Genomic DNA, 23,287 nt, shown 5'->3' on the forward strand with positions numbered 1-23,287 from the left:
CGTGACGGTCAAGCTCGTCAACTTCTCGGACTACAGCCTCCCGAACCCGGCGCTCAAGCAGGGGCAGGTCGACCTCAACCAGTTCCAGCACATCCAGTACCTGGCGAACTACGACGTGACGGCGCACGACACGCTGCAGCCGATCGGCGCGACCGCCGTGTACCCGCTGCCGCTCTACTCGACGACGGTCAGCAAGCCGTCCGGGTTCCGTGACGGCGCGAAGATCGCGATCCCGAACGACGCCATCAACGAGGCCCGGGCGCTGCTCGTGCTGCAGTCCGCCCACCTGTTGGAGCTCCGGGACGGCGGGAGCGCGTTCTCGACGACGGCCGACATCACGTCGCATAAGGTCGACGTCACGACGGTCGACGCCTCGCAGACGGCGAACGCGCTCCAGAACGGCTCGGTGGACGGCGCCGTCGTGAACAACAACTACGCGACCGCCGCGGGCCTGTCGAAGCACGACGCGATCTACCAGGACGACCCGTCGAGCACCTCGGCGGCCCCGTACGTCAACGTGTTCGCGGCGCGCAAGGCGGACGTCCACGACGCGACGTACCTCGCGTTGGCCAAATTGTTCCACGACAGCGCCGTGCAGAAGGTGTTCCTGAAGGACTACCCGGACGCGGTCGTCCGCTCCACGTCGGCGACCGAACTGCAGCACGAGCTGCGGTCCGTCGAGCAGGACGCGAAGGCCGCGCAGGGCTGACCCGTCGGCCCTGCGGCCCACCAGCCGGGAGGCCCGCCCCACCCCGGACGCGCACGGTCACGAGCCGTGCGCGTCCGCCCGTCCCCACCGGAAGGACCCATGCCCGCGCTCGTCCGCCTCGAGGCCGTCTCGAAACGCTACGTCCGCCGCGACCACGACGACCCCGTGGTCGCAGTCGACGACGTCACCCTCGACGTGGAGGAGGGCGAGGTCCTCGGCATCATCGGCTACTCCGGTGCGGGCAAGTCCACGCTCGTGCGGCTCGTCAACGCGCTCGAGCTGCCGACGTCGGGACGGGTCACCGTCGCCGGTCAGGAACTCACGAGCCTGCCGGAACGCGACCGGCGTCAGGCCCGACGCCGCATCGGCATGATCTTCCAGCAGTTCAACCTGTTCCGCTCGCGCACGGTCGCGGGCAACGTCGCCTACCCCCTGCGCGTCGCCGGGGTCCCCCGCGAGGAACGGGACCGCCGGGTGGCGGAGCTCCTCGACTTCGTCGGTCTGCTCGACCGCGCGCACGCCTACCCCGAGCAGCTGTCGGGCGGGCAGAAGCAGCGGGTCGGCATCGCCCGGGCGCTCGCCACGAACCCACCGCTGCTCCTCGCCGACGAGGCCACGAGCGCGCTCGACCCCGAGACCACCACCGAGGTCCTGTCGTTGCTCCGCCGCGTGAACCGCGAGCTCGGGGTGACGATCATGGTCATCACCCACGAGATGGACGCAGTCCGGCAGATCGCCGATCGCGTCGCCGTCATGGAGCGCGGCCGCGTCGTCGAGGTCGGCGACGTGTACGACGTCTTCTCGGCGCCGGGCACCGAGGCCGCGCGTCGATTCGTCCGATCGGCGCTGCACGACCGGCCCTCCGCGGCGACCCTCACCCGGCTCCGCGACCGCCACCCCGGCCGGCTCGTGACCGTGCGGATCACGGACGAGCACGGCCTCCAGGCGCGGATCGACGCGGTGTTCGCCGCGGCCGGCGTCGGAGCGGAGCTCGTGTACGGCGGTGTCAGCGAGATCCGCGAGCGCCGCATCGGTGCGCTGACCTACGAACTCTCCGGCGCGGACGCCGCGGTCGATGGCGCACTCGCGGCACTCCGGCAGGCAGGGGTCACCGCGGACGAGGAACGACCGCCCGCCCCGACGCCGGACATCGCCGACGGCCCGACAACGGAGGAGGCCCGCTCATGACCACCGGACTGCAGGGGTTCGTGACGACGATCGACGTGTACCTGTCCTCGATCCGGGACACCCTGGTCATGTCGCTCGTCTCGTTGGTCGTCGCGGGCGTCATCGGGCTCGCGCTCGGCCTGGCCCTGTACGCCACTCGACCGGGCAACCTGCTCGGACACCGCGGCGTCTTCACGGTCCTCAACGTCGTCGTGAACATCGTCCGGCCGATCCCGTTCGTGATCTTCCTGGCCGCCGTCGCACCGTTGTCCCGAGGCGTCGTCGACACCACGATCGGGGTGCCCGCGGTGACGTTCGCGATCTCCCTCGCGGCGGCGTTCGCCGTGGCCCGGATCGTCGAGCAGAGCCTCGTGTCCCTCGACCCGGGCGTCGTCGAGGCCGCGCGGTCGGCCGGCGCGCACCCGCTGGCGATCGTGCTGACGGTGCTCATCCCCGAGGGACTCGGGCCGCTCGTGCTCGGCTACACGTTCATCTTCGTCGGGATCGTCGACATGACCGCGCAGGGCGCCCTGGTCGGCGGTGGCGGCCTCGGCGAGTACGCGATCACCTACGGGTCGCAGCGGTACGACTGGTGGATCGTGTACATCTCGGTCGCGACGATCGTCGTCATCGTGCAGCTCGGCCAGTTCGTCGGGAACCGGTTGGCGCGGGCGACGCTCCGGCGCTGACGCCGGACGGGAGGGCCGGGACCGGTCCGCACCGCGCCTCCCGGCCCGGCGTCGACGGACGAGAGGTGCGGGACCGGCCCGCACCACGCCTCCCGGCCCGGCGGGTGCCGCGGGTCAGGCCGCCGGCTCGGCGACCGACGACGGAGCGCCGCTGATCGCGGGGGCCTCGTAGTGGGCGGTGACGAGGATCGGACGGTGGTCCGAGATGCCCGCGGGGAGCGTCTCGACGCCCGCGATGTGCAGACCGACGCTCGTCGCGAAGTCGAAGTGGCCCGTGAACCGGCGGTACCGCAGGTAGGTCGGCTGGTCGCTCAACGAGAGGGCGAAGCCGTGCTCCTCGATCTTCTTGCGGAGGTTCGTCTGGAACCAGGGGTAGTTGAAGTCCCCCACCATGATCGCCGGCGCCTCGCTCGACAGGTCACGGACGAACTGGTGCGCGGCCTCGATCTGCTTGCGCCGCAGGCTGTTCGTCGCGGTCAGGGGCGAGGCGTGGAAGGACGCCACGATGACCTCCGCGTCCGCCTCGTGGTCCTCGAGGTGCATCGCGATGAGCCGCTCGTGCGCGGGCGCCAGGACGCGGTCGTGCAGGGACTTCTGCAGCGAGTGGATCGTGAAGTCGCGCACGTCGAACCGGTCGTCGCGCTTGTAGATCGCGAGCCCGAGCCGATTCGCGCTCGTCGACGCCGCGAGGGTGAGCCCCCCGACCTCGGGCGCCAGGTCGTTGCTGTCGCACTCCTGCACGCACAGCACGTCGGCCTGGGACGCCTCCGCCAGCGCGGCCAGCTCCCCGTTCGCGGTGTGCTCGCGCAGGTTGTAGCTCACCACTCGGATGGCTCGCTGCTCTCCGCCCTGCATGTCGCCTCGCATCCTGCCGTTCGTCGTTCGTCCGACCTGGTGGTCGCGCGCCAGGGCAGGGCCCCGGCGCCGCCTTCGGACCGTACCCCCGGTACGCAAGCGCTCGCTGTGACTGTATCGCCGCGAGGCGCCCGAGGGTACGGGGCACCTGGACCCCGGCCGTGAATGACGGACGGCCGAGCGGCCCGGCCCTACCGTTCGGGTCATGAGCTACAGCCAGCCTGACCCTGCCGAAGAGTCCACCACGCCCGAGGCGCCCGAGCAGCCGGACACCGACGCCCCCGACGAACGCCAGCAGTCCGCCGAGGACCTGCCCGACGGCCTGCACGGGACGAACGACCACGCCGACCTCGGCGACGACGTCGACTCGGGCAGCCCCGAGCAGTGAGACCGTGGAGGACCCGCTCGCGTGCCGGGTCCTCCGCGCATCGCCCGGTGGTGCGGATCCTCCCGCGGCGCGCACCACTCGGCGGCGCGCCACTCGTCGTGCCTCCGCTCAGCGGGCGGCCGCGCGGCGAGCCGGACGCACCGCTGACCCGGCGTCGCGGCTCATGAGCACGCCCTCGAGGCACGCTGCCGCGAGCAGCACCGTGATGACGACGAACGCGGCGTCGTAGGGCACGGAGGACCCCGGGCCGCCGAGCGGTGCCGCAGCGCGGAGCACCACCGCGGCCACGGCGACGCCGAACCCGGCGGCCACCTGCTGCAACGTCGACGAGAGCGTGTTCGCCGGGGTCATCGCCGTGGGCTCGACGTCCGCGAACGCGATCGTGTTGTACGCCGTGAACCCCACAGAACGTGCGGCACCGCTCACCACGAGCAGGACCGCGAGCACCCAGAACGGCGTCGTCGGTGTCAGGACCGTCATGAGCACGACGGACACCGCGGCCGTCGCCGTCGAGCCGATGACGACCGGCCGGTACCCGAACGCGCGGAGGAGCGGCGTCGTCGTCGGCTTGATCCCGAGATTGCCGACGAACACGAACAACACCGCGGAACCCGCCGCGACCGCGGACCAGCCCCAGGCGTCCTGGAACAACAGCGGCAGGACGAACGGCACCGCCGACACACCGAGCCGGAACAGCGAGCCCCCGGCATGCGACACCCGGAAGGTCTCGAGCCGCAGTGCGTCGAGGCCGAGGATCGGGTGGTCCGCCCGGCGGAGGTGTCGCACCGCAAGCCAGCAGCAGACCGCCCCGACGACGCCCGCGACCGTCGCGGCGACCACCGGCACGTGTGTGAGGGACAGCAGCGACGCCATCACCACGAGGCCGCCCAGCCCGAGACACGCGAGCACCGCGCCCACCCAGTCGAAGGGCACCCGCTCGGCGCCACGCTCCTGCGGCACGAGGACGGCCGCGGCGACGAGTGCGACCGCGCCGATCGGCAGGTTCACGAGGAAGATCCAGTGCCAGGACAGCGCGTCCACGAGCACCCCGCCGAGGAACGGCGCGACGATCGGTGCGGCCAACGCCGGCCACGTCAGGATCGCGATGGCGGTCACGAGGCGGTCGCGGCCCGCGCTCCGGAGCACCACGAGCCTCCCGACCGGCACCATGAGCGCGCCACCGAGACCCTGCACGACCCGCCATGCCGTCAGGGTCGCGAGCGAGTCCGCCGCGGCGCACAACCCCGACGCGGCGGTGAAGACGACGATCGCGCCGAGGAACACCGTGCGCGACCCCACCCGGTCCGTCACCCATCCGCTCACCGGGATGAGGACCGCCAGGGTCACGAGGTACGCCGTGATCGCGATGCCGACCGCCGCCGAGTCGACGCCGAGGTCCCGCCCGATCGCCGGCGCCGCCGTGCTGACGATCGTGCCGTCGAGCAGCTCCATGAAGTACGTGCCCGCGACGAGGACGGCCAGGGCCGTCGCGCTCCGTCGCCGTCGTCCGGTCTGCGCCTGCGTCGTCGCCTCGCTCATCTCCGTTCGAGCGTAGTCCGACGCGCGTGCCCCGGCGGTCCCCCCAGGAACGCCGTCTATCGTGGCGGCGTGAGGTCTGCTCGGAGGGTGCCACCCACCTGCGGTGAGGTGGCTGCATGAGGGGCCCCGACGAACTCGAGCGCCCCGCTCGGCCCGCCGCCGTCTCGGTCGTCGCCCGTCCCTCCCGGAACCGCCTCGCCGACCTCGCCGTCAGCACACCCGCATGGGCGGCGATCCTCGTCCTGTTCGCGGCGTCGCGGATGCTGTCGACCACGTGGCTCGCCCTGGTGTACCCGCTCATCGTGCGGGCGCAGCCAGCGAACGCCATCCGCGGCAACGACCACGGGTTCCTGACGTTCCTGACGAGCTGGGACGGCCAGTACTACGAAGACATCTCCCTGCACGGGTACCCGTCCGTGCTCCCGACGGACGCCCTCGGGCACGTCATGCAGAACAACTGGGCGTTCCTGCCGGCGTTCCCGTTCACGATCCGGATGTTGACGGCCTCCACGGGCCTCCCGTTCCGGATCGGCGCGCCGCTCATCGCCACCATCGCCGGCCTCGTCGCCGCATACCTGCTGCACGCGCTCGTCCGCGAGCGCGCCGGCGGCACCGCCGCGTTGTGGGCCGTGTTCTTCTTCTGCCTCGGGCCGCTCTCGTTCCTGCTCGAGGTCGGGTACGCCGAGAGCATGTTCCTGGCGCTCGTGTTCGGTGCCCTCCTCGCCATGCAGCGGCGGCGGTACCTGCCGCTCACCCTGCTCTCGGTGGTGGCGGCGTTCACCCGTCCCGGCGAGCTGGCGATCCCCCTCACACTCGGGGTGGTCGCCCTCGTCCGGTACGTCCGCGACCGCGGGTCGTTCCCCGTGCGCGAGCGACTGACCGTCATCGGGACCGGACTCGTCACCGCCGCCGCAGGTGTGGCGTGGCCGGTCATCGCGTCGCATGCCACCGGCCGGCCGAACGCGTACCTCGACACCGAGATGTCGTGGTGGGTCAACTTCATCGGTCGGGTGCACTTCGTGCCGCTCTCGCCCTGGTTCCTCACCGCGGCCCGCTGGGTCGGTGTCGGCGGGGTGCTGCTCGTCATCGCCATGGCCGTCGCGTACGGCGTGTGGTTGTCCCGGCGGTCCACGCGCGAGCTCGGGCTCGTCACCGTCGTGTTCGCGGCCGCGTACGCGCTGTACGTGTTCGCCGTGTCGATCCCCATGGCCTCGACCCCGCGACTCCTCATGCCGCTCGCGCCGCTGACGGGGTCGCCCGAACTCGTCGCGCGGCCGTGGGCACGATGGATCATGGTCAGCGGGGCGCTCGTCGGGCAGCCGGTGCTCATCGCGGTGCTGTGGCTGATGGGGCCGCCGTAGGCAGAGGCGGACGCGGACCGGCCCGCTGGCGGTGGTCCACCGACTCGGGGATCTGGGCCCGGTCGACGGCGTCGGGAGTACGGTCCCGGCCATGACCGGTCCGCACGATGACGACCCGACCCTGGTCCGGAACCAGCCGGCCCTGACGACCTCGGACGGCACGATCTGGGTCGTGGTCGGCGCCATCACCGCGATCGTCGTCGGGCTCGTGATGTGGCTCATGGGGCTGCTCGTGCCCGCCGTGGGATGGACCGGCCTCGTGCTCGTGCTCGCGCTGTTCGTCGCCATGCTCGTCGTGCGGTTCGCCGTCCGGCACGTGCGGCACCGGCTCGCGACGCTCGCGGCTCTCGAGGGCGCGATGGTCCTCGTCGGCCTCGTGGTGGTGTTGGTCGTGCTCGTCGGGCAGACGCGCGCGGTCGGTTGACGGGGTGGCTGCCCGGATCCCCGCCGGCGCGGCTCCGCGGCTCGCGGCTCGCGGGGTTCGGCTCGCGGGGTGCGGCGCCGGGGACCGCGGTTCCCGGAGGCGCGGCTGTCGTCTGTGCTGATCTGGGCCCCCTCCCTCGGCAGCGCCGACAACTCAGGAAAACCGCGCCAGCCGGGAGGCTCGGCACCCGCCCGACACCGATCCTCCTGAACCGTCGACCACAGGCGGCAGATCAGCCGAGGCGGCGCGTTGAGACCAACCCACGTGACGACCACGGAACGTTCGGAGGACCGAGGCCTGAGCCCGTCGCCCCGCCTCCTCGGCAGCGCCGACAACTCAGGAAAACGGCGCCAGCCGGGAGGCTCGGCACCCGACCGGCACCAATCCTCCTGAACCCTCGACCGCAGGCGGGAGATCAACCAACAACTCAGGAAAACGGCGCCAGCCGGGAGGCTCGGCACCCGACCGGCACCGATCCTCCTGAACCGTCGACCGCAGGCGGCAGATCAACCAACAACTCAGGAAAACCGCGCCAGCCGGGAGGCCCGACACCCGCCCGGCACCGATCCTCCTGAACCGTCGACCACAGGCGGGAGATGAACCGACAACTCAGGAAAACCACGCCAGCCGGGAGGCCCGGCACCCGACCGGCACCGATCCTCCTGAACCGTCGACCACAGGCGGGAAATCAGCCGAGGCGGCGCGTCGAGACCAACCCACGTGACGCCACGGAACAGCCCGGAGGGCCGCGCCTGACCCCGTCGCCCCGCCTCCTCGGCAGCGCCGACAACTCAGGAAAACCGCGCCAGCCGGGAGGCTCGACACCCGCCCGGCACCGATCCTCCTGAATCCGGTCTGCTCGATCGGGGGTGTCACCGGCGGAGTTCCCCGGGACCTCCCGGGCGTGCGGCGAGTCAGTCGGTCCCCACGCCCGGCCCGCGGATCACGGTCTCGACGTCGACGACCTGGGGCGTGGCGGGCATGGAGGCGAAGCCGAACCGGACCGGCGGGTCGAGCGGCGTCAGGGTGCCGAGGTCAGCGCCGTCCCACGTGCCCGTCACCGCGGTCACCGCATGAGCGCCGGTCACGCCGTAGTACTCCCGCCGGCCTCCCCCGGCAGAGCCCGCGGTCCCCGCCCCGCGCACCAGCAGGCGCGCGACCGGATCGACGATCGCGAGCCACCGGGGATCGGTGGCGATCCTCCGCGGAACGAGCCGGAGCAACCGGCCGAGGGGTGTGATCGCGCCGACGGTGACCTCGAGGTGGAGCGGTCCGGCGTCGAGTTCCAGGCCACGTGTGGTTCGAACGAGGTGCACATCGACGACCCGGGTCGCGTCGAACCGGTAGGTGCTCGACACGTACCGCTCGACGAGTTCGTCCGGCGCCAGGAGCAGGCTGCTGCCGTCGGGCAACTCGACGAACACGTCGGTGAAGTGCCGGAACGGGGAGTCCTGCCACATCCCGACGACGATGCGGTGCCCGGACGTGGTCCCGACGCCGAGGATCCGTCCGCGGAACCGCTCCTCGCGCGCTGAGCGGTCTCGTCGGCTGGACGTGTGGGCCATCGCTGGATGCTACCGGGGAGCCGCGGGGCGCGGCCGGACGGACGCACGAGGGTCACCGCCGCCGCGTTGTCACATCCGCCGTACGGGAGGAGGCGCACCGGACCCGAGTTCGGGTCATCGGATCCGGTGCACGCGGGCACGAGCGGACGGCCGTCTGCATGACACAGCTCGACGCGGCTCGCCCCTTGTTTGTGTTCGGTGCCCTCCGCCTCCGGGTTTGGTCACGGATCACCATTCCAGGGAGGCCCGTGGCGCCTCGGTCAGACCGCGGGGACCTCCTCAGCGAGCATCTCCTCGACGAGCGGCTTGACCTTCGTGCCGTACAGCTCGATCGACCGCATCATGTGTTCGTGCGGGAGTCGACCGGTGCTGTAACGGAGATCGAAGCGCGAGACCCCGAGGATGCGCATGTTTCGCGCGATCTTCTTCGCGACCGTCTCGGGCGATCCCACGTAGAGGGAACCGCCCGCCGACAGGCCAGCGCGGTACTGCGACTCGTCGAAGGGCGGCCACCCGCGCTCACGTCCGAGCCGATCCGTGACGTCCTTGTGGTACGGGTAGAACAGCTCGGCCGCCTCGTCGTCCGTCGCTGCGACGAACCCTGGCGAGTGCATGGCGATCGGCTGCTGCGGGAGCTCGAACTGGTCGAGCGCCTGTCGGTAGAGGCGCGAGAACGGTGCGAACTGAGCGGGCTGACCGCCGATGATCGCGAGGAACAGCGGGAACCCGTAGCTCGCCGCCCGGATCACGGACTGCGGCGAACCCCCGACTCCGATCCACGTCGGGATGCGGCCGTGTTCGGTCTTCGGCCAGACCTCTTGCTCGTGGAGCGGGGCGCGCTTCGTGCCGGACCAGCTGACCGGTCCCTCTTTGAGGACCTCGGCGAAGAGCTCGAGCTTCTCCTCGAAGAGGGTCTCGTAGTCTGCGAGGTCGAATCCGAAGAGCGGGAACGACTCGGTGAAGGACCCGCGGCCGAGCACGACCTCGGCGCGCCCGTTGGACAGCGCGTCGACGGTCGCGAACCGCTCGTAGACGCGCACCGGGTCGTCTGAGCTCAGCACCGTGACCGCGGAGCCCATGTGGATCCGTTCGGTGCGCGCGGCGATGGCCGCCAGGACGACCTCGGGTGCGCTGACGGCGAAGTCGACGCGGTGGTGTTCACCGACCCCGATGAAGTCGACGCCCACCTGGTCGGCGAGGACCGCCTGCTCAACCACGTTGCGGATGCTCTCGGCCTGGGTCAGACGGACACCCGCGGTCGTCTCGGTCACGTCACCGAACGTGTCGAGCCCGAGCTGGACCGCTCCGACCCGGTCCGGCGCCGCGGGCGGGACGTCGACCGGACGCCCGGGTCCCGCGCCACCACCACTGATGTTGCCGAATGCGCTGCCACCCATGAATTCCTCCAGACGGATCAATGCGTTTGCATGATCCTACAACCGGTTCAGTACGCCAGAATTCCGCGATGCGACGGGAAGGCGCGGGAGCATCAGGAACGCGTGCCGAGCCTCCCGGGCGTCGCCAACCGCGCGTGCTCGAGGACCACGCCGGACGGTCCGACGGCCGCGGCGACGACCGACAGGGTCGCGAATCGGCCGTCGGCACGGAGATCGTCACGGAGGATCGCGTCCGATCGGTCCGGCGCGACGTCGGCACCCGAACGGAGCACGGCGAACCAGTCCTCCCAATCGGCCCCGAGCCCCGTCGTCGGCGCCTCCGCCGCGAGGAGTGGCTCGATCGACGGTGGCGGGCCGACCGGAGCCGATGCGTCGCGGAAGGGATCGAGCCACCGAGCGATCCGTGGGAGCGCGACGTCGTCCGGAGCGCCTTCCGTCACGACGTGGACGCCCGGTCCGAGTCCTCGCGTGAGGACGCGCGCACCATCCCACGACGTCACGCGCACCCCCTGCGGCGTGGCGTGGACCAGGTTGTAGGAGCGCTCGGTCGGCCGCTCGCTCGCCCGGGTGGCCCCCGTGACGGCGTCGAGCGGAAGCCACCCCCGCGTCGCCCAACCGCCGTCCGTCGCGGGCACGGGCTCGGCGCGGTTGAGGACGACCGCGAGGGCTCGGCGAGGAGCGGACGCTGCGAGCCACGCGCCCCCTGCCGTCCGATCCCGGACACCGACCACGTCGTCGCCGCGGTCCTGCCACCAGGCGCGTGGGGGGTCCCAGGGACGGGACGGGTCCTCGTCCCGCAGTGCGAGCAGGGTGACCGGCCACGCGGTGTCGGGTTCGACCCGGACGACGACGGTGCACATGCGTCGATCATCGCACCCGCCGCACGACGTCCGGGGCTCGCCCGCCCACCTGTGGACGCGCCTCGACGTCGAGCAGCATGTGGACGCGATGGCGCCCGAACGTCCCTGCCCAGGCTCAGCAGACGCCTGACACAGCGCGCATTGTGGAGAGAGCGATGCGTTGTGGAGGACGGCCTGCCGCTCCCTGCCCGCTGGTACCGTCGGCCGGGCGGGGATCGGCCCCGCCAGAGCGGAGGTCGACCGTGTCACAGTCCGAGCAGCGTCGGACGATCGTCGTGGGCATCACCGGCGGCATCGCGGCGTACAAGGCCGTCGGAGTCGTGCGGGCGTTGGTACGGCTCGGACACGACGTCCACGTGGTCCCGACCGAAGGAGCACTGCGCTTCGTCGGACTGCCCACACTCGAGGCCATCAGCCGTAACCCCGTGTCGACGAGCGTGTTCGAGGAGGTCGCGGAGGTCCGCCACGTCGCGCTCGGGCGCCGCGCGGACCTCGTCGTCGTCGCACCGGCCACGGCCGACTTCCTGGCACGGACCGCGGCGGGACTGGCCGGAGACCTGCTCGGAACGACCCTGCTCGCGACGACAGCACCGGTCGTCGTGGCGCCAGCGATGCACCCGCAGATGTGGGACCACCCCGCAACCCGCGCGTCCGTCGCCACCCTGCGGGAGCGGGGCGTCCACGTCGTCGGTCCGGAGGACGGGCCGCTCACCGGCGAGGACTCGGGGATCGGGCGCATGAGCGAGCCCGACGACATCGTCGCGGCAGCGCTCGCCGTCCTGCCCGCGAGCGGAACGGGTGGGCGCGACGAGCCGTCCGCTGCGACGACGGTCACCACCGCGGCCGACAGCCGGGAGGCCCGCCACGGGTGGACACCGACCGCTCCCGTCCCCCATGTCGACGAGTCGACCACCGCGCCCGAGACCGCGGTGCACCCCGACGCCCGACGCGGGGACCTGTCGGGCAACCACGTCGTGGTGAGTGCGGGCGGCACCCGTGAGCCGGTTGACCCCGTGCGGTACATCGGCAACCGCTCGAGCGGGCGGCAGGGAGTCGCGATCGCGGCCGAGGCAGCCCGCCGGGGAGCCGTCGTGACCCTCGTGGCGGCGAACATCGAGGACGCGGTGCTCGCTGCCATGGACGACGCGCCCGTCGCACTCCCGGTCGAGGTCATCCGGGTGGGCACCGCGCTCGAGCTCGCCGATGCCGTCCACGCCGCCGCGGTGGCCGCTGACGTCGTCGTGATGACGGCGGCCGTCGCAGACTTCCGTCCGGCCGAGGTCCGACCATCGAAGCTCAAGAAAGAGGACGCGGGCGACCACCTGACGCTCGAACTCGTCCGGAACCCCGACGTCCTCGCCGACCTCGTGGCGGCGCGCCGTGCGGGCCAGCTCGTCGTCGGGTTCGCGGCCGAGACCGAGCCCGACCGCGCCGCTCGCCTGGACCTGGCCCGCGACAAGCTGGCGCGCAAGCCCGCCGATCTGCTCGTGGTGAACCGGGTCGGCTGGGACCACGGGTTCGAGCGTGGCCACAACGCCGTCGAGGTCCTGGCTGCCGGAGGCGACGTGGTGCGCGAGGCGTCAGGATCGAAGGCCGAGATCGCCCATGTGGTGCTCGACCTCGTGGCGACAGCGCTGACGTGACCTGCGCAGCGGAATCCGGGCCTTCCGGGCGCCGCGGCGGCTCCGGCCGCCCCGCTCGCTCGGGCCGCCCCGCTCGCTCGGGCCGCCCCGCTCGCACGGGCCGCCCCGCTCGCACGGGCCGATTCGGATTCCGATGCAGCACAGCCGACCGGTCCAGGATGGCCTGATGCGACGAACACGACGCGCGCGCCGCGCGGCCACGACGGCTCGCGGACTCGCGATCCTGCTCGCCGGGGCCGGCGTGACGCACTTCCTCCGTCCCCGTGTGTACGACGGGATCGTGCCGGAGGCCTTGCCGACTCGTGCGACGACGATCGGTTCGGGCGTCGCCGAGGTGGCGGTGGCGGCGGCGCTGGCGGCGCCACGCACCCGGCGGATCGGCGGATTCGCGGCTGCCGCGCTCTTCGTCGCGGTCTTCCCCGCGAACCTCAAGATGGCGCGTGACCTGCTCGACGACCCGCGCTCGCAGCGACGGATGCGCGTGGCGGCCCTGCTGCGCCTCCCGCTGCAGGTGCCCCTCGTGCGGTGGGGCCTCCGCGTCGGTATGGACAGCAGGCCATGACGAACGGACCCCAGGAGCTCGACGCCCTCGCCGACGTCCTCGTGGCGCAGACGGCCGCGCCGCTCCCGCACCGAGCCGTCACCGCGCACCGCTGGGCGGACGTGGTGTTCGCGTCCTGGCGGGTGGACGCGGACACGGTGGCCAGCCTCGTGCCACCGCGGACCGAGCCGGACCGGATCGACGGGAACGCATGGGTGTCACTGACGGCGTACGAGTTCCGCCGGACCACGGTGCCGCCGCTGCCGCCGCCCGGGCCGCTCGGTCGCCTGACGGAGATCACCGTCGAGGTGCCCACCGTCGACGACGCCGGTCGACGCGGAACGACCTACCTGACCGTGGACACGCAACATGTGCCGGCCGTGCTCGCAGCGCGCATCGGGATCGGCGTGCCCTACACGGCAGCGCGAGCGGGATCACGGCGCGACGGGGACGTCCTCGCCCACCGCACCCGCCGACGGCACGGCGGCGCGTCAGCGTCGGTCCGGGTCCGTGCTGCCGGAGGGGTCACCCCGGACGCGCTGTCGGTCGCTCTCACGCACCGCCCGGGCGTCCACGCCCGCCACCTCGGCGTCACGTCGTGGTGGCGGCGCTCGCACGCTCCCTGGCAGCTGCGTGCCGCCCGGGCAGAGGAACTCCGCGGCGACCTGCCCGACGTCGTCGGGTTCCCCCGTCTGCTCGACCGCGTGCCCGACCGTCTGCTCGTCGGGGACGGCGTCGACGTCGAGTGCGCATGGGGAGGCCTCGTCCGATGAGCACCACCGACGAGGATGCCGACCCCTTCGACCTCGAGCGCTTCACGCGCGCGCAGGCCGGCGTCTTCGAGCAGGCGCTCGCCGAACTCCGCGCCGGCCGCAAGCGCTCGCACTGGATGTGGTTCGTGTTCCCGCAGATCGCCGGCCTCGGCAGGAGCGCGACCGCCGTGCGGTTCGCCATCGGTTCGCAGCGGGAGGCACGGGCCTACCTCACGCATGCCGTCCTCGGTCCACGCCTGCGCACCGCGGCGACCGTCGTCGCAGAAGCGCCCGCCCGCGACGCGATCGCGCTGCTCGGTGAGATCGACGCGGTGAAGCTCCGGTCCTCGATGACGCTGTTCGCACACGTGGCGGAGGACGCGGCACCGTTCCGCGCCGTGCTGGACCGTTGGTACGGCGGCGAGGAGGACCGGGTGACGCTGGACCTGCTCCCTGCGTGACGGTTGCTCGAGGTGACGTCGCCTCGGGAGGCCGACCCGGGCCTCCCGGCCGTATGATTGGTTCACAACAGCTAACCAATCGTGTCGGAGGCAGCACGTTGACCACAGCCCGCCCGGCCCTGTTCACCAAGGACCACCCCCACTACAAGTGGATCGCGCTGAGCAACACCACGCTCGGCATGCTCATGGCGACCATCAACTCGTCGATCGTGATCATCTCGCTGCCCGCGATCTTCAAGGGCATCCGGTTGAACCCGCTCGGCGCGGGGAACGTGAGCTACCTGCTCTGGATGCTCATGGGCTACATGCTCGTGACCGCCGTCCTCGTGGTCGGATTCGGGCGACTCGGCGACATGCTGGGCCGGGTCCGCATCTACAACCTCGGGTTCGTCGTGTTCTCGCTCGGGTCCGTGGCATTGGCGCTCGACCCCTGGACCGGCGGATCCGGAGCCATGTGGCTCATCATCTGGCGACTCGTGCAGGGTGTGGGCGGTGCGATGCTGTTCGCCAACTCGACGGCGATCATCACCGACGCGTTCCCGGCGCACCGGCGCGGCATGGCGCTCGGCATCAACCAGGTCGCGGCGATCGCAGGGTCGTTCATCGGCCTCATCGTCGGCGGTCTGCTCGCCGTGGTCGACTGGCGGGCGGTCTTCTTCGTGAGCGTCCCGATCGGCATCATCGGCACCATCTGGTCCTACAAGTCGCTGCACGAGGTGGGGACGAAGAACCCCGGGCGACTGGACATCCCGGGCAACCTCACGTTCGCCGCCGGACTCACCGCGGTCCTCGCGGGCATCACGTACGGGATCCAGCCCTACGGGAACAGCGCGACCGGGTGGACCAACCCCTGGGTCGACGGAGCGATCGGTCTCGGCGTGCTCATGCTCATCGCGTTCGTCGTCATCGAGCTCCGATCCGCCCAGCCGATGTTCGACCTCGGGCTGTTCCGCATCCGGGCGTTCGCGATGGCGAACCTCGCTGGTCTGCTCGCCTCGGTCGGTCGCGGCGGCCTGCAGTTCATGCTCATCATCTGGCTGCAGGGCATCTGGCTGCCGCTGCACGGCTACTCCTACGAGGACACGCCGCTCTGGGCCGGCATCTACATGCTGCCGATCACCATCGGCTTCCTCATCGCGGGGCCGCTCTCGGGGACCCTGTCCGACCGGTTCGGCGCACGTGCCTTCGCCACCACCGGACTCGTCGTGGTCGCCGGGACCTTCGTCGCGCTCCTGCTCATCCCGGTCGACTTCCCGTACTGGCTCTTCGCGATCATCACCGGTCTGAGCGGATTGGGCTCGGGCATGTTCGGCGCTCCGAACCGCAGCGCGATCATGAACAGCGTGCCGAAGCACCAGCGCGGTGCGGCGTCCGGCATGGCGGGCACCGTGCAGAACGCCGGGACCTCGCTGTCCATCGGCATCTTCTTCTCGCTCATGATCGCCGGACTGTCGACCACGCTGCCGGCGACGCTCACGCGGGGCCTCAGCGCCCACGGCGTGCCCTCGACGGTGGCGGAGCAGATCGGCCAGACCCCGCCCGTGGGCTCGCTGTTCGCTGCGTTCCTCGGGTACAACCCGATCGGCAACCTGCTCGGGCCGTCCGGGGTGCTGCATCGTCCGGGCGTCGACGCCGCGACCCTCACGGGCAAGGAGTTCTTCCCGCAGCTCATCTCCGGGCCGTTCCACCACGGACTCGTCGTGGTCTTCGCCGCCGCCGCGATCATGTCCGTCGTGGCCGCCATCGCCTCGCTCATCCGAGGCAAGCGATACGTGCACGCCGACGGCGACACCGGTACCATCGCCACGACCAAGGACCCGGTGACCGACGGAGCGCGTGCATGACCGAGACCCCGATCGACCGCGGCGACGTCGCCGCGCGCCTGGCCGTGGCGGTCGGACGCATCAATCGGAGGGCACGGCCCGGCACCGGCGCGTTGAGCTACGGCCTGCTGTCGGCGCTGTCGACGATCGTGCGGCTCGGTCCGCTGCGGCCCGGCGACCTCGCCCGACACGAGGTCGTCACGAAGCCGACGATGACGCGGGTGCTCAGCGACCTCGACGCGCGCGGGCTCATCGAACGGGTCACGGATCCACTCGACGGCCGCGCGTCCGTCATAACGGCCACCCCCGCGGGTGTCGCAGCCGTGCACGAGGCACGCCACGAGCGCGCGGGCATCGTGTCGCAGCTGCTCGCTGATCTCGACGACGGCGACCTGCGTGCCATCGCAGGGGCACTCGACGCGCTCGAGCGGGTCGCACAGGTCGAGCCCCTGCCCGCGCCCTCCGGTCGTTCCGCCACGCCAACTGGGTCGGTGCACTCCGCGCACTCCGCGCACTCCGCGCACTCCGCCAGCGATGGGGCCGCGAGCGGCGGGGCTGGCGGCGGGACCGCGAGCGGCCGGGCTGGCGGCGGAGCCTTGAGTGACACCGTCTCCGGCGAGGCGCTCGCCGCAGTGCCGGCGGCGACCTCCCAGGCTTGACGCGAGCCGGGCCTCCTGGCGGGCGGATGTTACGGCGCTCCCTCCACAGGTCGTCGCCGTGCCGCGCTGTCCACGGCGGCACGTTCCGCCACCCCTGCACCGCCCCCGGCGCTGCCACTATGACACCGTGACGATCCCGAACAGCCCGACGCGACGGTGGCCTGCCGCCGGCCTGCGGCGGATGGTGCCCCGTGACCCGACCGAAGCCCACCGAGCAGCCAGTCCGCTGGAGCTGTTCTTCGACCTCGTGTTCGTCGTCGCGGTGTCCTTCGCGGCGACGGACCTGCATCACCTCGAGGTGCGTGGTCACCTCGCGGACGCAGTCACCGGCTACGTCCTCGTGTTCTTCGCGATCTGGTGGGCCTGGGTCAACTTCACGTGGTTCGCCACGTCGTTCGACACGGACGACTGGCTCTACCGCGTCACCACCTTCGTGCAGATGGCCGGCGTGCTCGTCCTGGCGGCCGGCATCGGACCGGCGATCGAGCACGGTGACGACTTCGTCGCCACCATGGGCTACGTGGTGATGCGCCTCGCCATGGTGAGTCAGTGGCTCCGGGCGGCGTCGGCGCACACGCGGTACCGCCGCACCGCGCTCGAGTACGCCGTCGGGATCACCGTGGTGCAGGTGCTCTGGGTCCTCCGCGTCACGGTGTTGGCCGATCTCGCGTCGACCCTGACGTTCCTCCTGCTCGTCGTCGCCGAGCTCGCCGTCCCCGTCGTCGCGGAGCGCACGGACACCACCCCGTGGCACACCCGGCACATCGCGGAGCGATACAGCCTCTTCACGCTCATCGTCCTGGGTGAGGGCCTGGTCGCGAGCGCCAACGCGGTGATCGGGGCCTTGGCGGCGTCGGAGCGCATCGGGCCCCTGCTGGCCCTGGCCGGCGCGGGTCTCGTCATCGTGGCGGCGATGTGGTGGATCTCCTTCGCGCGCAGCCAGCACGACCGGATCACCTCACTGCCGAGGGCTCTGGCCTTCGGCTACGGTCACTACGTCGTGTTCGCTGCCGCCGCCGCGATGCCAGCCGGGATCGAGGTCGCGATCGCCGCCAGCGAAGGCACTGCGCGCCTCGCTCCAGCTGCGGCCGCCGCGACCATCTCGGTGCCGGTCGCCGCGTTCGTGCTCGCCGTCTGGGCGCTCGCGCTCCGGCCGACGCTCGGGAGGCCCACCAGCGCCCTCGTGGTCGTCCTCACCCTGGCAGCCGGCTTCAGCGCGTTCCTCCCGCAGCTCTCGCTGGTGCTGACCGCCATCCTGTTGGCGGCGATCGTCGTGACGCTCGAGGTCGCGGACCGGAATCAGGGCCGCGGCACGAGCGGGGTCCGGAGCCCGGGTCGGGCGCGAGCGGTCGCTCCGGCGTCCGGTCGAGTCAGCTGACCGGAGCGCGGGCCGCGTGCGCGGCGGAGACGCCTTCCCTGCCGACTGCAACCGCCACAGCCACAGCCACGCTCGCTCCGTCCGCAGCGTCGACAACGCCCGCCCTGCCGGCGGTGTCGGCAACGCCGCGAGGTTGATCGTGAGCCCGGATGGCGGAACGATGGCGACATGCCCTTCGTCACGGCCGTCTGCCGCGTGCACCAGCTCATCCCGGACTCCGGGACGGTCGGGGTGACCGCGATCGACAAGCGGCCGGTGACCGAACCGTTGCGGGTGCGTCCACTCGGCCTCCACGGCGACGTCCAGGCGAACCGCAAGCACCACGGCGGCGAAGACCAGGCCGTCTACGCGTACGCGGACGAGGACGCGGCCTACTTCGGTACGGTGCTCGGGCGTCCGGTGGAGCCTGGCCTGTTCGGTGAGAACCTCCGGACGAGCGGGATCGAGGTCAGCACCGCCGTGGTCGGCGAGCGCTGGCGGGTCGGCAACGGTCTCGTGCTCGAGGTGACGCTGCCGCGGGTCCCGTGCGCGACGTTCGCTCGCCGCATGAAGGTGGACAAGTGGGTGCGGACCTTCACGGACGCCAACCGCACCGGCGCCTACCTGCGTGTGGTCCGGTCCGGAGCCGTCCAAGTCGGTGATCGGATCGAGCGCTTCGACCGGCCTGCACACGGCATCACGGTCGCGGATGTGTTCGCCGGCCTCGGGCGGGATCAAGCGGTCGTGCTCCTCGAGGGCGGCCGCGGGCTCCCGCACAAGATCGAGGCGGTCGCCCGGAAGGTGCTCTCGGGGGTCCCGGCCTCGCTCTGACGTGCGGTCACGACGGCACGGTCACGACGGCACGGTCACGACGGCACGGTCACGAAGGCACGATCACGAACGTGCGGTCATGACGGCACGGTCACGAACGCACCGAGGACCCGCCCGCCCGCTCGGGACCCGACGCCCGACGTGACTCGGTTCATCCCGCGCTGTCGGGAGCTGGCCGCGAGTCGCCGACGTCCCCGCGGCGCCAGGGATCCAGCGGCCGCCGATGCCGAGGCAACCCGGCGACCACGAGGTCGTACGAGTTGCCGACCAGATCCTCCACCAGGACCTCGTCGACCCCCGCACCCGGCGCGACCGTGATCCAGTGCTGCTTGTTCAAGTGGTACCCGGGCGTGATCTCCGGATGATCCCGAACGAGCGCCGCTGCGTGTGGCGGCCGGCATTTCAGGGAGACGATCGGAGTGCCGCGGAGCTCGCTGACGATGGCGAACACCTTGCCGACGACCTTGAATACCTCAGCTCCCTCGCCGAACGGCTGCCCCTGCGTCACGGCCGGCAGCCCCGCGGCGACGCGCAATGCCGTCGCGTGCAGTCCGGGCCCGTCCATGCCCCGACCCTGCCGCACACCACCGACGCTGGCCCGGCCCTTCGCGACGTTCCTCCATCGCTCACCCGCGCTCTGGAGTCGCACGCCCCGCCTGCTCGCGCCGTCTCCCGCCGGACCGGCCGACGCCGCCGGACACTGTGCCCGCCCCTCACACCGTCCCCGCGTGCCCGCACAACGGCCGCCACCACCCGGCCCCGCCGCCATCGCCGCTCGCCCCGCCGCCATCGCCGCTCGCCCCGCCGGGCGGCCCGGCCGGGCCGCGAGTCAGCCGGCCAGCCGGGCCGCGAGTCAGCCGGCCAGCCGACCACCCGGCCAGCCGGCCAGCCGGCCAGCCCGCCAGCCGATCTCATCGTCGACAAGTCAGGAAAACGGCCTCCAGACCGCCGGAACGGCCGGAACCGGGAGGCCGGTTCCTGAGCGAGCAACGAAGCCCGCGCTCTGTGCCCCCTCCACAGCATGGTCGACACGGCGGTCATCCCCGGGTTCCTCCGGGAGCGAGCACGAAGCCGAGGCAACCCGGCACCATCGACGAGATGAACCACGTCCAACACCTCGTCTCCGCGGCGGGCGGGCTCCTGCACCGACGCGACCTGGTCAGCGCAGGAGTGCGCGACCGACAGTTGACCGCTGCCGTCAGGACCGGCACCGTCCGCCGCCCGCGCCGCGGGTGGTACTCGACCTGGGCGCCCGAGGACCCACGGTTCGTCGCCGTCCGCGTCGGGGGTCGGCTCACCGGTTCCAGCGCATTGGCCCCGCTGCTGCCATGGAGCGCCGACGGGCGCCGCACACCGGCGCCGATCACGGTCTCCGTTCCGCGGAACGCCGCCCGTCTCCGACCCCGACGTGGCGTCCGCGTCGTGTACGACCCGCCGCGGGTGCAGGACCGCGGCTCGGAGTGGGCAGTCCATCCTCGTGACGCACTCGCCCGCGCGATCGTGGACGCTCCGTTCGACGAAGCCGTCGCACTGCTCGACTGGGCCATGCACTCCGGCGCACTGACGCGCGGCGACGTCCTGGCCGCGGTCGGCTCGCTCCCGGAAGACGCTCGCGGCGTCCTCGACTGGGCGGATCCCCGCTGCGACAGTTACCCGGAGAGCATCGCCAGGACCAGACTCCGCCGAGCGGGCCACGCCGTCCGTCCCCAACTCCCTCTCCCGACCGGCGAACGCGTCGACCTCCTCGTCAACGGTGCTGTCGCACTCGAGATCGACGGTCGTGCCTTCCACGAAGCCACCTTCGAGCGAGACCGGCGGAAGGACCTCACGATCGCCGCGTCAGGTCTGGTCCCGCTTCGGGTGTCCGCGCGGATGATCGCGACGCTCTGGCCGCAAGTGGTCGCCGCCGTCGAGCGAGCCTCGAGGACGCGCTCGCAAGGGCGCCGTTCAGCATGGGTGCGCGCGGTGCGGGAGACGCCCGGTGCTCGGCGACGGTGGCACCTCCGTCGCAGCGGTCCCCTCCCCGCACCCACCTGGTAGCCGCGATACCGAGCCCCGTACACGGAGGGCCGGCACGATCGGGTGCGCGCGAGGCACCGTGTGAGCGTGTTCGCCGCCTCACGGCCCCTCCCGTCGCTCACGCAGCCCTTCCGTCGCCAGCTGCACTGCAATGACCTGCCGCTGAGCGGAACCGGCCCCCGGCCGCGAGCAGCCAGCCCGTCAGCGCCGACGCGGACGCGCGACGCCGGGTTGGCCCGTGACCAGCGAGCCGGGAGGCACATCATGCGTCACGACCGTTCCCGCTCCCACCACCGAATCAGACCCGACGGTGATCGAACCGAGGACCACCGCGCCCGCACCGAGCATCACTCGGTCGCCGATGCGCGGGTGCCGTTGCCCCTGGCCGCCGCCCTTCCCGCCGAGGGTGACGCCGTGGTACATCAGTACATCGTCGCCGATGACCGCCGTCTCGCCGATCACCACTCCCATCCCGTGGTCGATGAAGAACCGCCGACCGATGCGCGCGCCCGGATGGATCTCGATCCCGGTGGCCGTTCGCACCAGCTGCGACAGCAGCCGGGCCCCGAAACGCGATCCGGGCAGACCGCGAGCTCGCCACAGGCGCCGCGCGATCCGGTACCCCCACACGGCGTGGAGGCCCGAGTACAGCACGGCGACCTCACCGTCGGCGCGCGCCGCGGGGTCGTTGCGCCGGGCGGTGGCCACGTCCTCGCGCAGACGATTCAGGATGCCGACGCGGGTCCGAGAGCCGGAGGCCCGGGGAAGCACCCCGTTTCCTGAATCGTCAACGGCGACGCCCGGGGTCTCCGCCGCTGCCTCGGGCGCCGGGACCTCGGACCGGTGTCGAGCACCGGAAGCCGCAGCACCGGAAGCACCAGCACCCGCAGCGCCCGCAGCGCCCGCAGCACCCGCACCCGCACCCGCACCCGCAGCACCAGCACCCGCACCCGCAGCACCAGCACCAGCACCAGCACCAGCACCCGCATCCGCACCAACCGCAGACGCGCCCCGAGCCACGGACCCGCCGCGCCGAACGACGCCTCCGGGACGGTCAGTCACGCAACCAGGTCCTGGAACAGCACGGTCGACAGGTACCGCTCGCCGGTGTCGCACACCATCGCGACGATGCGCTTGCCGGCGTTCTCGGGCCGGGCGGCGATCTCGATCGCAGCGTGGATGATGGCGCCGGACGAGATGCCCGCGAGGATGCCCTCATCCGTGGCGAGGGCACGGGCCACGCGCAGGGCGTCGTCGAGCTCGACGTCGAACACCTCGTCGATCACGGAGCGGTCGAGCACCTCGGGGACGAAGTTCGCGCCCATGCCCTGGATCTTGTGCGGCCCCGCGGTCCCCCTGGTGAGCAGCGGGGAGTCCGCCGGCTCGACGGCGACGATCTGCACGCCCGGCACCTGCTCCTTGAGCACGTTCCCGACGCCGGTGATCGTCCCGCCGGTGCCGACGCCCGCGACGAAGACGTCGACCTTGCCGTCGGTGTCGCGGAGGACCTCCTGTGCGGTGGTCCGCCGGTGGATCGCGGCGTTCGCGGCCGTCTCGAACTGGTGCGCGAGGACGGCTCCCGGGGTCTCGTCGACGATTTGAGCGGCGCGAGCGACGGCGCCCTTCATGCCCTCCGACCCGGGGGTGAGCACGATCTCGGCACCGTAGGCACGCATGACGGCGCGACGCTCGATGCTCATGGTGTCCGGCATCGTGATGACGACCCGGTAGCCGCGCGCTGCTCCGATGAGTGCGAGGGCGATGCCGGTGTTGCCGCTCGACCCCTCGACGATCGTGCCGCCGGGCTGCAGGTCGCCGGCTTCCTCGGCGGCGTCGATGATCGCCACACCGAGTCGGTCCTTGATGCTCGCACCGGGGTTGTAGAACTCGAGCTTCGCGAGCACCTCGGCGCTGCCGGGACGGGGCAACCGGTTGAGGCGGACCAGGGGCGTGTTGCCGAACGCCTGGGTGATGTCGTCGTGGATCGTGCCCGTCATTGCCAGTCCCGTCGTGGTCGTGCTCGTCGCCGCATCCCTCGCAGGCGCGGGCCGAGGCCGATTCTATGCGCGTGGCCCGGCCGGATGACGGGCGCGACCCGCAGGCGGTGGTTCGCCGGGCCTCCCGTGTGTACTACAATCGGTGAGCCGCGTTCCACGCCCCGGACGCGACATGGTGGGTATAGCTCAGCTGGTAGAGCGCCTGGTTGTGGTCTAGGAGGTCGCGGGTTCGAGCCCCGTTACTCACCCC

The 23,287-nt window shown here is 71.9% G+C and carries 24 protein-coding genes and 1 tRNA gene; 16 read left to right on the forward strand and 9 right to left on the reverse strand.

The genetic code is table 11. From position 1 onward, the window contains the following. From DEI82_RS14930 to DEI82_RS14940, 3 genes are all read left to right on the forward strand, one after another. Window positions 1-709: MetQ/NlpA family ABC transporter substrate-binding protein (locus DEI82_RS14930; protein WP_111037455.1), on the forward strand; the 709-nt coding region annotated here is incomplete at its 5' end. A 99-nt stretch (window positions 710-808) separates the two neighbouring features. Continuing rightward, window positions 809-1,897 carry a methionine ABC transporter ATP-binding protein gene (locus DEI82_RS14935; RefSeq protein WP_111037456.1) on the forward strand — a complete coding sequence of 363 codons (1,089 nt, stop codon included), beginning with the start codon at window positions 809-811 and terminating at the stop codon, window positions 1,895-1,897. Continuing rightward, on the forward strand, window positions 1,894-2,565 hold the full coding sequence (locus DEI82_RS14940) for a methionine ABC transporter permease (RefSeq protein ID WP_111037457.1): 672 nt from the start codon (window positions 1,894-1,896) through the stop codon (window positions 2,563-2,565). The genes DEI82_RS14935 and DEI82_RS14940 overlap by 4 nt, the downstream gene beginning before the upstream one ends. 114 nt (window positions 2,566-2,679) lie before the next feature. Here DEI82_RS14940 and DEI82_RS14945 read toward each other — a convergent pair whose 3' ends face one another. Beyond that, the gene (locus DEI82_RS14945; protein ID WP_258368790.1) at window positions 2,680-3,420 is read right to left on the reverse strand and encodes an endonuclease/exonuclease/phosphatase family protein; all 741 of its coding nucleotides are present in this window, start codon (window positions 3,418-3,420) and stop codon (window positions 2,680-2,682) included. Window positions 3,421-3,625: 205 nt separating this feature from the next. Between DEI82_RS14945 and DEI82_RS14950 the strand changes: the two genes are divergently transcribed. Further along, window positions 3,626-3,808, forward strand: coding sequence for a hypothetical protein (locus tag DEI82_RS14950; RefSeq protein WP_111037458.1), 183 nt, complete (start codon window positions 3,626-3,628; stop codon window positions 3,806-3,808). 108 nt (window positions 3,809-3,916) lie between these two features. Here the strand turns inward: DEI82_RS14950 and DEI82_RS14955 are convergent, their stop codons facing one another. After that, window positions 3,917-5,347: an MFS transporter gene (locus DEI82_RS14955; RefSeq protein WP_111037459.1), complete on the reverse strand. Its 1,431-nt coding sequence runs from the start codon at window positions 5,345-5,347 to the stop codon at window positions 3,917-3,919. A 116-nt stretch (window positions 5,348-5,463) separates the two neighbouring features. Here DEI82_RS14955 and DEI82_RS14960 point away from each other — a divergent pair, with 116 nt between their 5' ends. Together DEI82_RS14960 and DEI82_RS14965 are read left to right on the forward strand one after the other, a co-directional pair. Beyond that, complete coding sequence (locus DEI82_RS14960) at window positions 5,464-6,708, forward strand: mannosyltransferase family protein (RefSeq protein WP_111014092.1); 1,245 nt, start codon at window positions 5,464-5,466, stop codon at window positions 6,706-6,708. A 91-nt stretch (window positions 6,709-6,799) separates the two neighbouring features. Beyond that, on the forward strand, window positions 6,800-7,132 hold the full coding sequence (locus DEI82_RS14965) for a hypothetical protein (RefSeq protein ID WP_146242943.1): 333 nt from the start codon (window positions 6,800-6,802) through the stop codon (window positions 7,130-7,132). A 914-nt stretch (window positions 7,133-8,046) separates the two neighbouring features. Here DEI82_RS14965 and DEI82_RS14970 read toward each other — a convergent pair. From DEI82_RS14970 to DEI82_RS14980, 3 genes are all read right to left on the reverse strand, one after another. Further along, window positions 8,047-8,697: a hypothetical protein gene (locus DEI82_RS14970; protein WP_111014094.1), complete on the reverse strand. Its 651-nt coding sequence runs from the start codon at window positions 8,695-8,697 to the stop codon at window positions 8,047-8,049. A gap of 260 nt (window positions 8,698-8,957) precedes the next feature. Beyond that, the gene (locus DEI82_RS14975; protein ID WP_111037461.1) at window positions 8,958-10,094 is read right to left on the reverse strand and encodes an LLM class flavin-dependent oxidoreductase; all 1,137 of its coding nucleotides are present in this window, start codon (window positions 10,092-10,094) and stop codon (window positions 8,958-8,960) included. A 92-nt stretch (window positions 10,095-10,186) separates the two neighbouring features. Then, window positions 10,187-10,954 carry an NRDE family protein gene (locus DEI82_RS14980; protein ID WP_111037462.1) on the reverse strand — a complete coding sequence of 256 codons (768 nt, stop codon included), beginning with the start codon at window positions 10,952-10,954 and terminating at the stop codon, window positions 10,187-10,189. Window positions 10,955-11,196: 242 nt separating this feature from the next. Between DEI82_RS14980 and DEI82_RS14985 the strand changes: the two genes are divergently transcribed. From DEI82_RS14985 to DEI82_RS15020, 8 genes are all read left to right on the forward strand, one after another. Next, window positions 11,197-12,597 carry a phosphopantothenate--cysteine ligase family flavoprotein gene (locus DEI82_RS14985; protein WP_258372085.1) on the forward strand — a complete coding sequence of 467 codons (1,401 nt, stop codon included), beginning with the start codon at window positions 11,197-11,199 and terminating at the stop codon, window positions 12,595-12,597. 166 nt (window positions 12,598-12,763) lie between these two features. Further along, complete coding sequence (locus tag DEI82_RS14990; protein ID WP_111037464.1) at window positions 12,764-13,159, forward strand: hypothetical protein; 396 nt, start codon at window positions 12,764-12,766, stop codon at window positions 13,157-13,159. Then, on the forward strand, window positions 13,156-13,911 hold the full coding sequence (locus DEI82_RS14995) for a DUF2071 domain-containing protein (protein ID WP_111037465.1): 756 nt from the start codon (window positions 13,156-13,158) through the stop codon (window positions 13,909-13,911). The genes DEI82_RS14990 and DEI82_RS14995 overlap by 4 nt, the downstream gene beginning before the upstream one ends. Beyond that, a complete protein-coding gene (locus tag DEI82_RS15000; protein ID WP_111037466.1) occupies window positions 13,908-14,351 on the forward strand; it encodes a DUF1810 domain-containing protein in 444 nt (147 codons plus the stop codon). Before DEI82_RS14995 ends, DEI82_RS15000 begins: the two co-directional genes overlap by 4 nt. Before the next feature lie 98 nt (window positions 14,352-14,449). Beyond that, on the forward strand, window positions 14,450-16,195 hold the full coding sequence (locus DEI82_RS15005; protein WP_258370232.1) for an MFS transporter: 1,746 nt from the start codon (window positions 14,450-14,452) through the stop codon (window positions 16,193-16,195). Further along, on the forward strand, window positions 16,192-16,833 hold the full coding sequence (locus tag DEI82_RS15010) for a MarR family winged helix-turn-helix transcriptional regulator (protein ID WP_111037467.1): 642 nt from the start codon (window positions 16,192-16,194) through the stop codon (window positions 16,831-16,833). Before DEI82_RS15005 ends, DEI82_RS15010 begins: the two co-directional genes overlap by 4 nt. Before the next feature lie 127 nt (window positions 16,834-16,960). Further along, window positions 16,961-18,211 (forward strand): low temperature requirement protein A, encoded by a 1,251-nt coding sequence (locus DEI82_RS15015; protein WP_258372086.1) that lies wholly within the window; start codon window positions 16,961-16,963, stop codon window positions 18,209-18,211. A gap of 168 nt (window positions 18,212-18,379) precedes the next feature. Continuing rightward, window positions 18,380-19,021, forward strand: coding sequence for an MOSC domain-containing protein (locus DEI82_RS15020; RefSeq protein WP_111037469.1), 642 nt, complete (start codon window positions 18,380-18,382; stop codon window positions 19,019-19,021). A 151-nt stretch (window positions 19,022-19,172) separates the two neighbouring features. On the opposite strand, the gene DEI82_RS15025 is transcribed toward DEI82_RS15020, so the two are convergent. After that, complete coding sequence (locus DEI82_RS15025; RefSeq protein ID WP_258372087.1) at window positions 19,173-19,670, reverse strand: MmcQ/YjbR family DNA-binding protein; 498 nt, start codon at window positions 19,668-19,670, stop codon at window positions 19,173-19,175. Window positions 19,671-20,119: 449 nt separating this feature from the next. On the opposite strand from DEI82_RS15025, the gene DEI82_RS15030 reads away from it, so the two are divergent. Continuing rightward, on the forward strand, window positions 20,120-21,061 hold the full coding sequence (locus DEI82_RS15030; RefSeq protein ID WP_111037470.1) for a glycyl-tRNA synthetase: 942 nt from the start codon (window positions 20,120-20,122) through the stop codon (window positions 21,059-21,061). 180 nt (window positions 21,062-21,241) lie between these two features. On the opposite strand, the gene epsC is transcribed toward DEI82_RS15030, so the two are convergent. From epsC to cysK, 3 genes are all read right to left on the reverse strand, one after another. Then, a complete protein-coding gene (gene epsC / locus DEI82_RS15035) occupies window positions 21,242-21,772 on the reverse strand; it encodes a serine O-acetyltransferase EpsC (RefSeq protein WP_111037476.1) in 531 nt (176 codons plus the stop codon). Continuing rightward, entirely contained in the window at window positions 21,766-22,029 is a 264-nt protein-coding gene (locus tag DEI82_RS16310; RefSeq protein ID WP_111037471.1) for a hypothetical protein, read from the reverse strand. Before DEI82_RS16310 ends, epsC begins: the two co-directional genes overlap by 7 nt. A 69-nt stretch (window positions 22,030-22,098) precedes the next feature. Beyond that, window positions 22,099-23,037, reverse strand: coding sequence for a cysteine synthase A (gene cysK / locus DEI82_RS15045; protein WP_111037472.1), 939 nt, complete (start codon window positions 23,035-23,037; stop codon window positions 22,099-22,101). Between the two features lie 175 nt (window positions 23,038-23,212). On the opposite strand from cysK, the gene DEI82_RS15050 reads away from it, so the two are divergent. Further along, a tRNA-His gene (locus DEI82_RS15050) sits at window positions 23,213-23,285 on the forward strand. The last annotated feature ends 2 nt before the right edge of the window (window positions 23,286-23,287 follow it).

It is taken from the genome of Curtobacterium sp. MCBD17_019 (assembly GCF_003234555.1).
Taxonomy (GTDB): Bacteria; Actinomycetota; Actinomycetes; order Actinomycetales; family Microbacteriaceae; genus Curtobacterium.

Bases quoted from the DNA above. Each gene is read 5' to 3' on its own strand.
- DEI82_RS14935 (WP_111037456.1), top strand. From the start codon at position 809: ATGCCCGCGCTCGTCCGCCTCGAGGCCGTCTCGAAACGCTACGTCCGC.
- DEI82_RS14940 (WP_111037457.1), top strand. From the start codon at position 1,894: ATGACCACCGGACTGCAGGGGTTCGTGACGACGATCGACGTGTACCTG.
- DEI82_RS14945 (WP_258368790.1), bottom strand. From the start codon at position 3,420: ATGCAGGGCGGAGAGCAGCGAGCCATCCGAGTGGTGAGCTACAACCTG.
- DEI82_RS14950 (WP_111037458.1), top strand. From the start codon at position 3,626: ATGAGCTACAGCCAGCCTGACCCTGCCGAAGAGTCCACCACGCCCGAG.
- DEI82_RS14955 (WP_111037459.1), bottom strand. From the start codon at position 5,347: ATGAGCGAGGCGACGACGCAGGCGCAGACCGGACGACGGCGACGGAGC.
- DEI82_RS14960 (WP_111014092.1), top strand. From the start codon at position 5,464: ATGAGGGGCCCCGACGAACTCGAGCGCCCCGCTCGGCCCGCCGCCGTC.
- DEI82_RS14965 (WP_146242943.1), top strand. From the start codon at position 6,800: ATGACCGGTCCGCACGATGACGACCCGACCCTGGTCCGGAACCAGCCG.
- DEI82_RS14970 (WP_111014094.1), bottom strand. From the start codon at position 8,697: ATGGCCCACACGTCCAGCCGACGAGACCGCTCAGCGCGCGAGGAGCGG.
- DEI82_RS14975 (WP_111037461.1), bottom strand. From the start codon at position 10,094: ATGGGTGGCAGCGCATTCGGCAACATCAGTGGTGGTGGCGCGGGACCC.
- DEI82_RS14980 (WP_111037462.1), bottom strand. From the start codon at position 10,954: ATGTGCACCGTCGTCGTCCGGGTCGAACCCGACACCGCGTGGCCGGTC.
- DEI82_RS14990 (WP_111037464.1), top strand. From the start codon at position 12,764: ATGCGACGAACACGACGCGCGCGCCGCGCGGCCACGACGGCTCGCGGA.
- DEI82_RS14995 (WP_111037465.1), top strand. From the start codon at position 13,156: ATGACGAACGGACCCCAGGAGCTCGACGCCCTCGCCGACGTCCTCGTG.
- DEI82_RS15000 (WP_111037466.1), top strand. From the start codon at position 13,908: ATGAGCACCACCGACGAGGATGCCGACCCCTTCGACCTCGAGCGCTTC.
- DEI82_RS15010 (WP_111037467.1), top strand. From the start codon at position 16,192: ATGACCGAGACCCCGATCGACCGCGGCGACGTCGCCGCGCGCCTGGCC.
- DEI82_RS15020 (WP_111037469.1), top strand. From the start codon at position 18,380: ATGCCCTTCGTCACGGCCGTCTGCCGCGTGCACCAGCTCATCCCGGAC.
- DEI82_RS15030 (WP_111037470.1), top strand. From the start codon at position 20,120: ATGAACCACGTCCAACACCTCGTCTCCGCGGCGGGCGGGCTCCTGCAC.
- DEI82_RS16310 (WP_111037471.1), bottom strand. From the start codon at position 22,029: ATGCGGGTGCTGGTGCTGGTGCTGGTGCTGGTGCTGCGGGTGCGGGTG.
- cysK (WP_111037472.1), bottom strand. From the start codon at position 23,037: ATGACGGGCACGATCCACGACGACATCACCCAGGCGTTCGGCAACACG.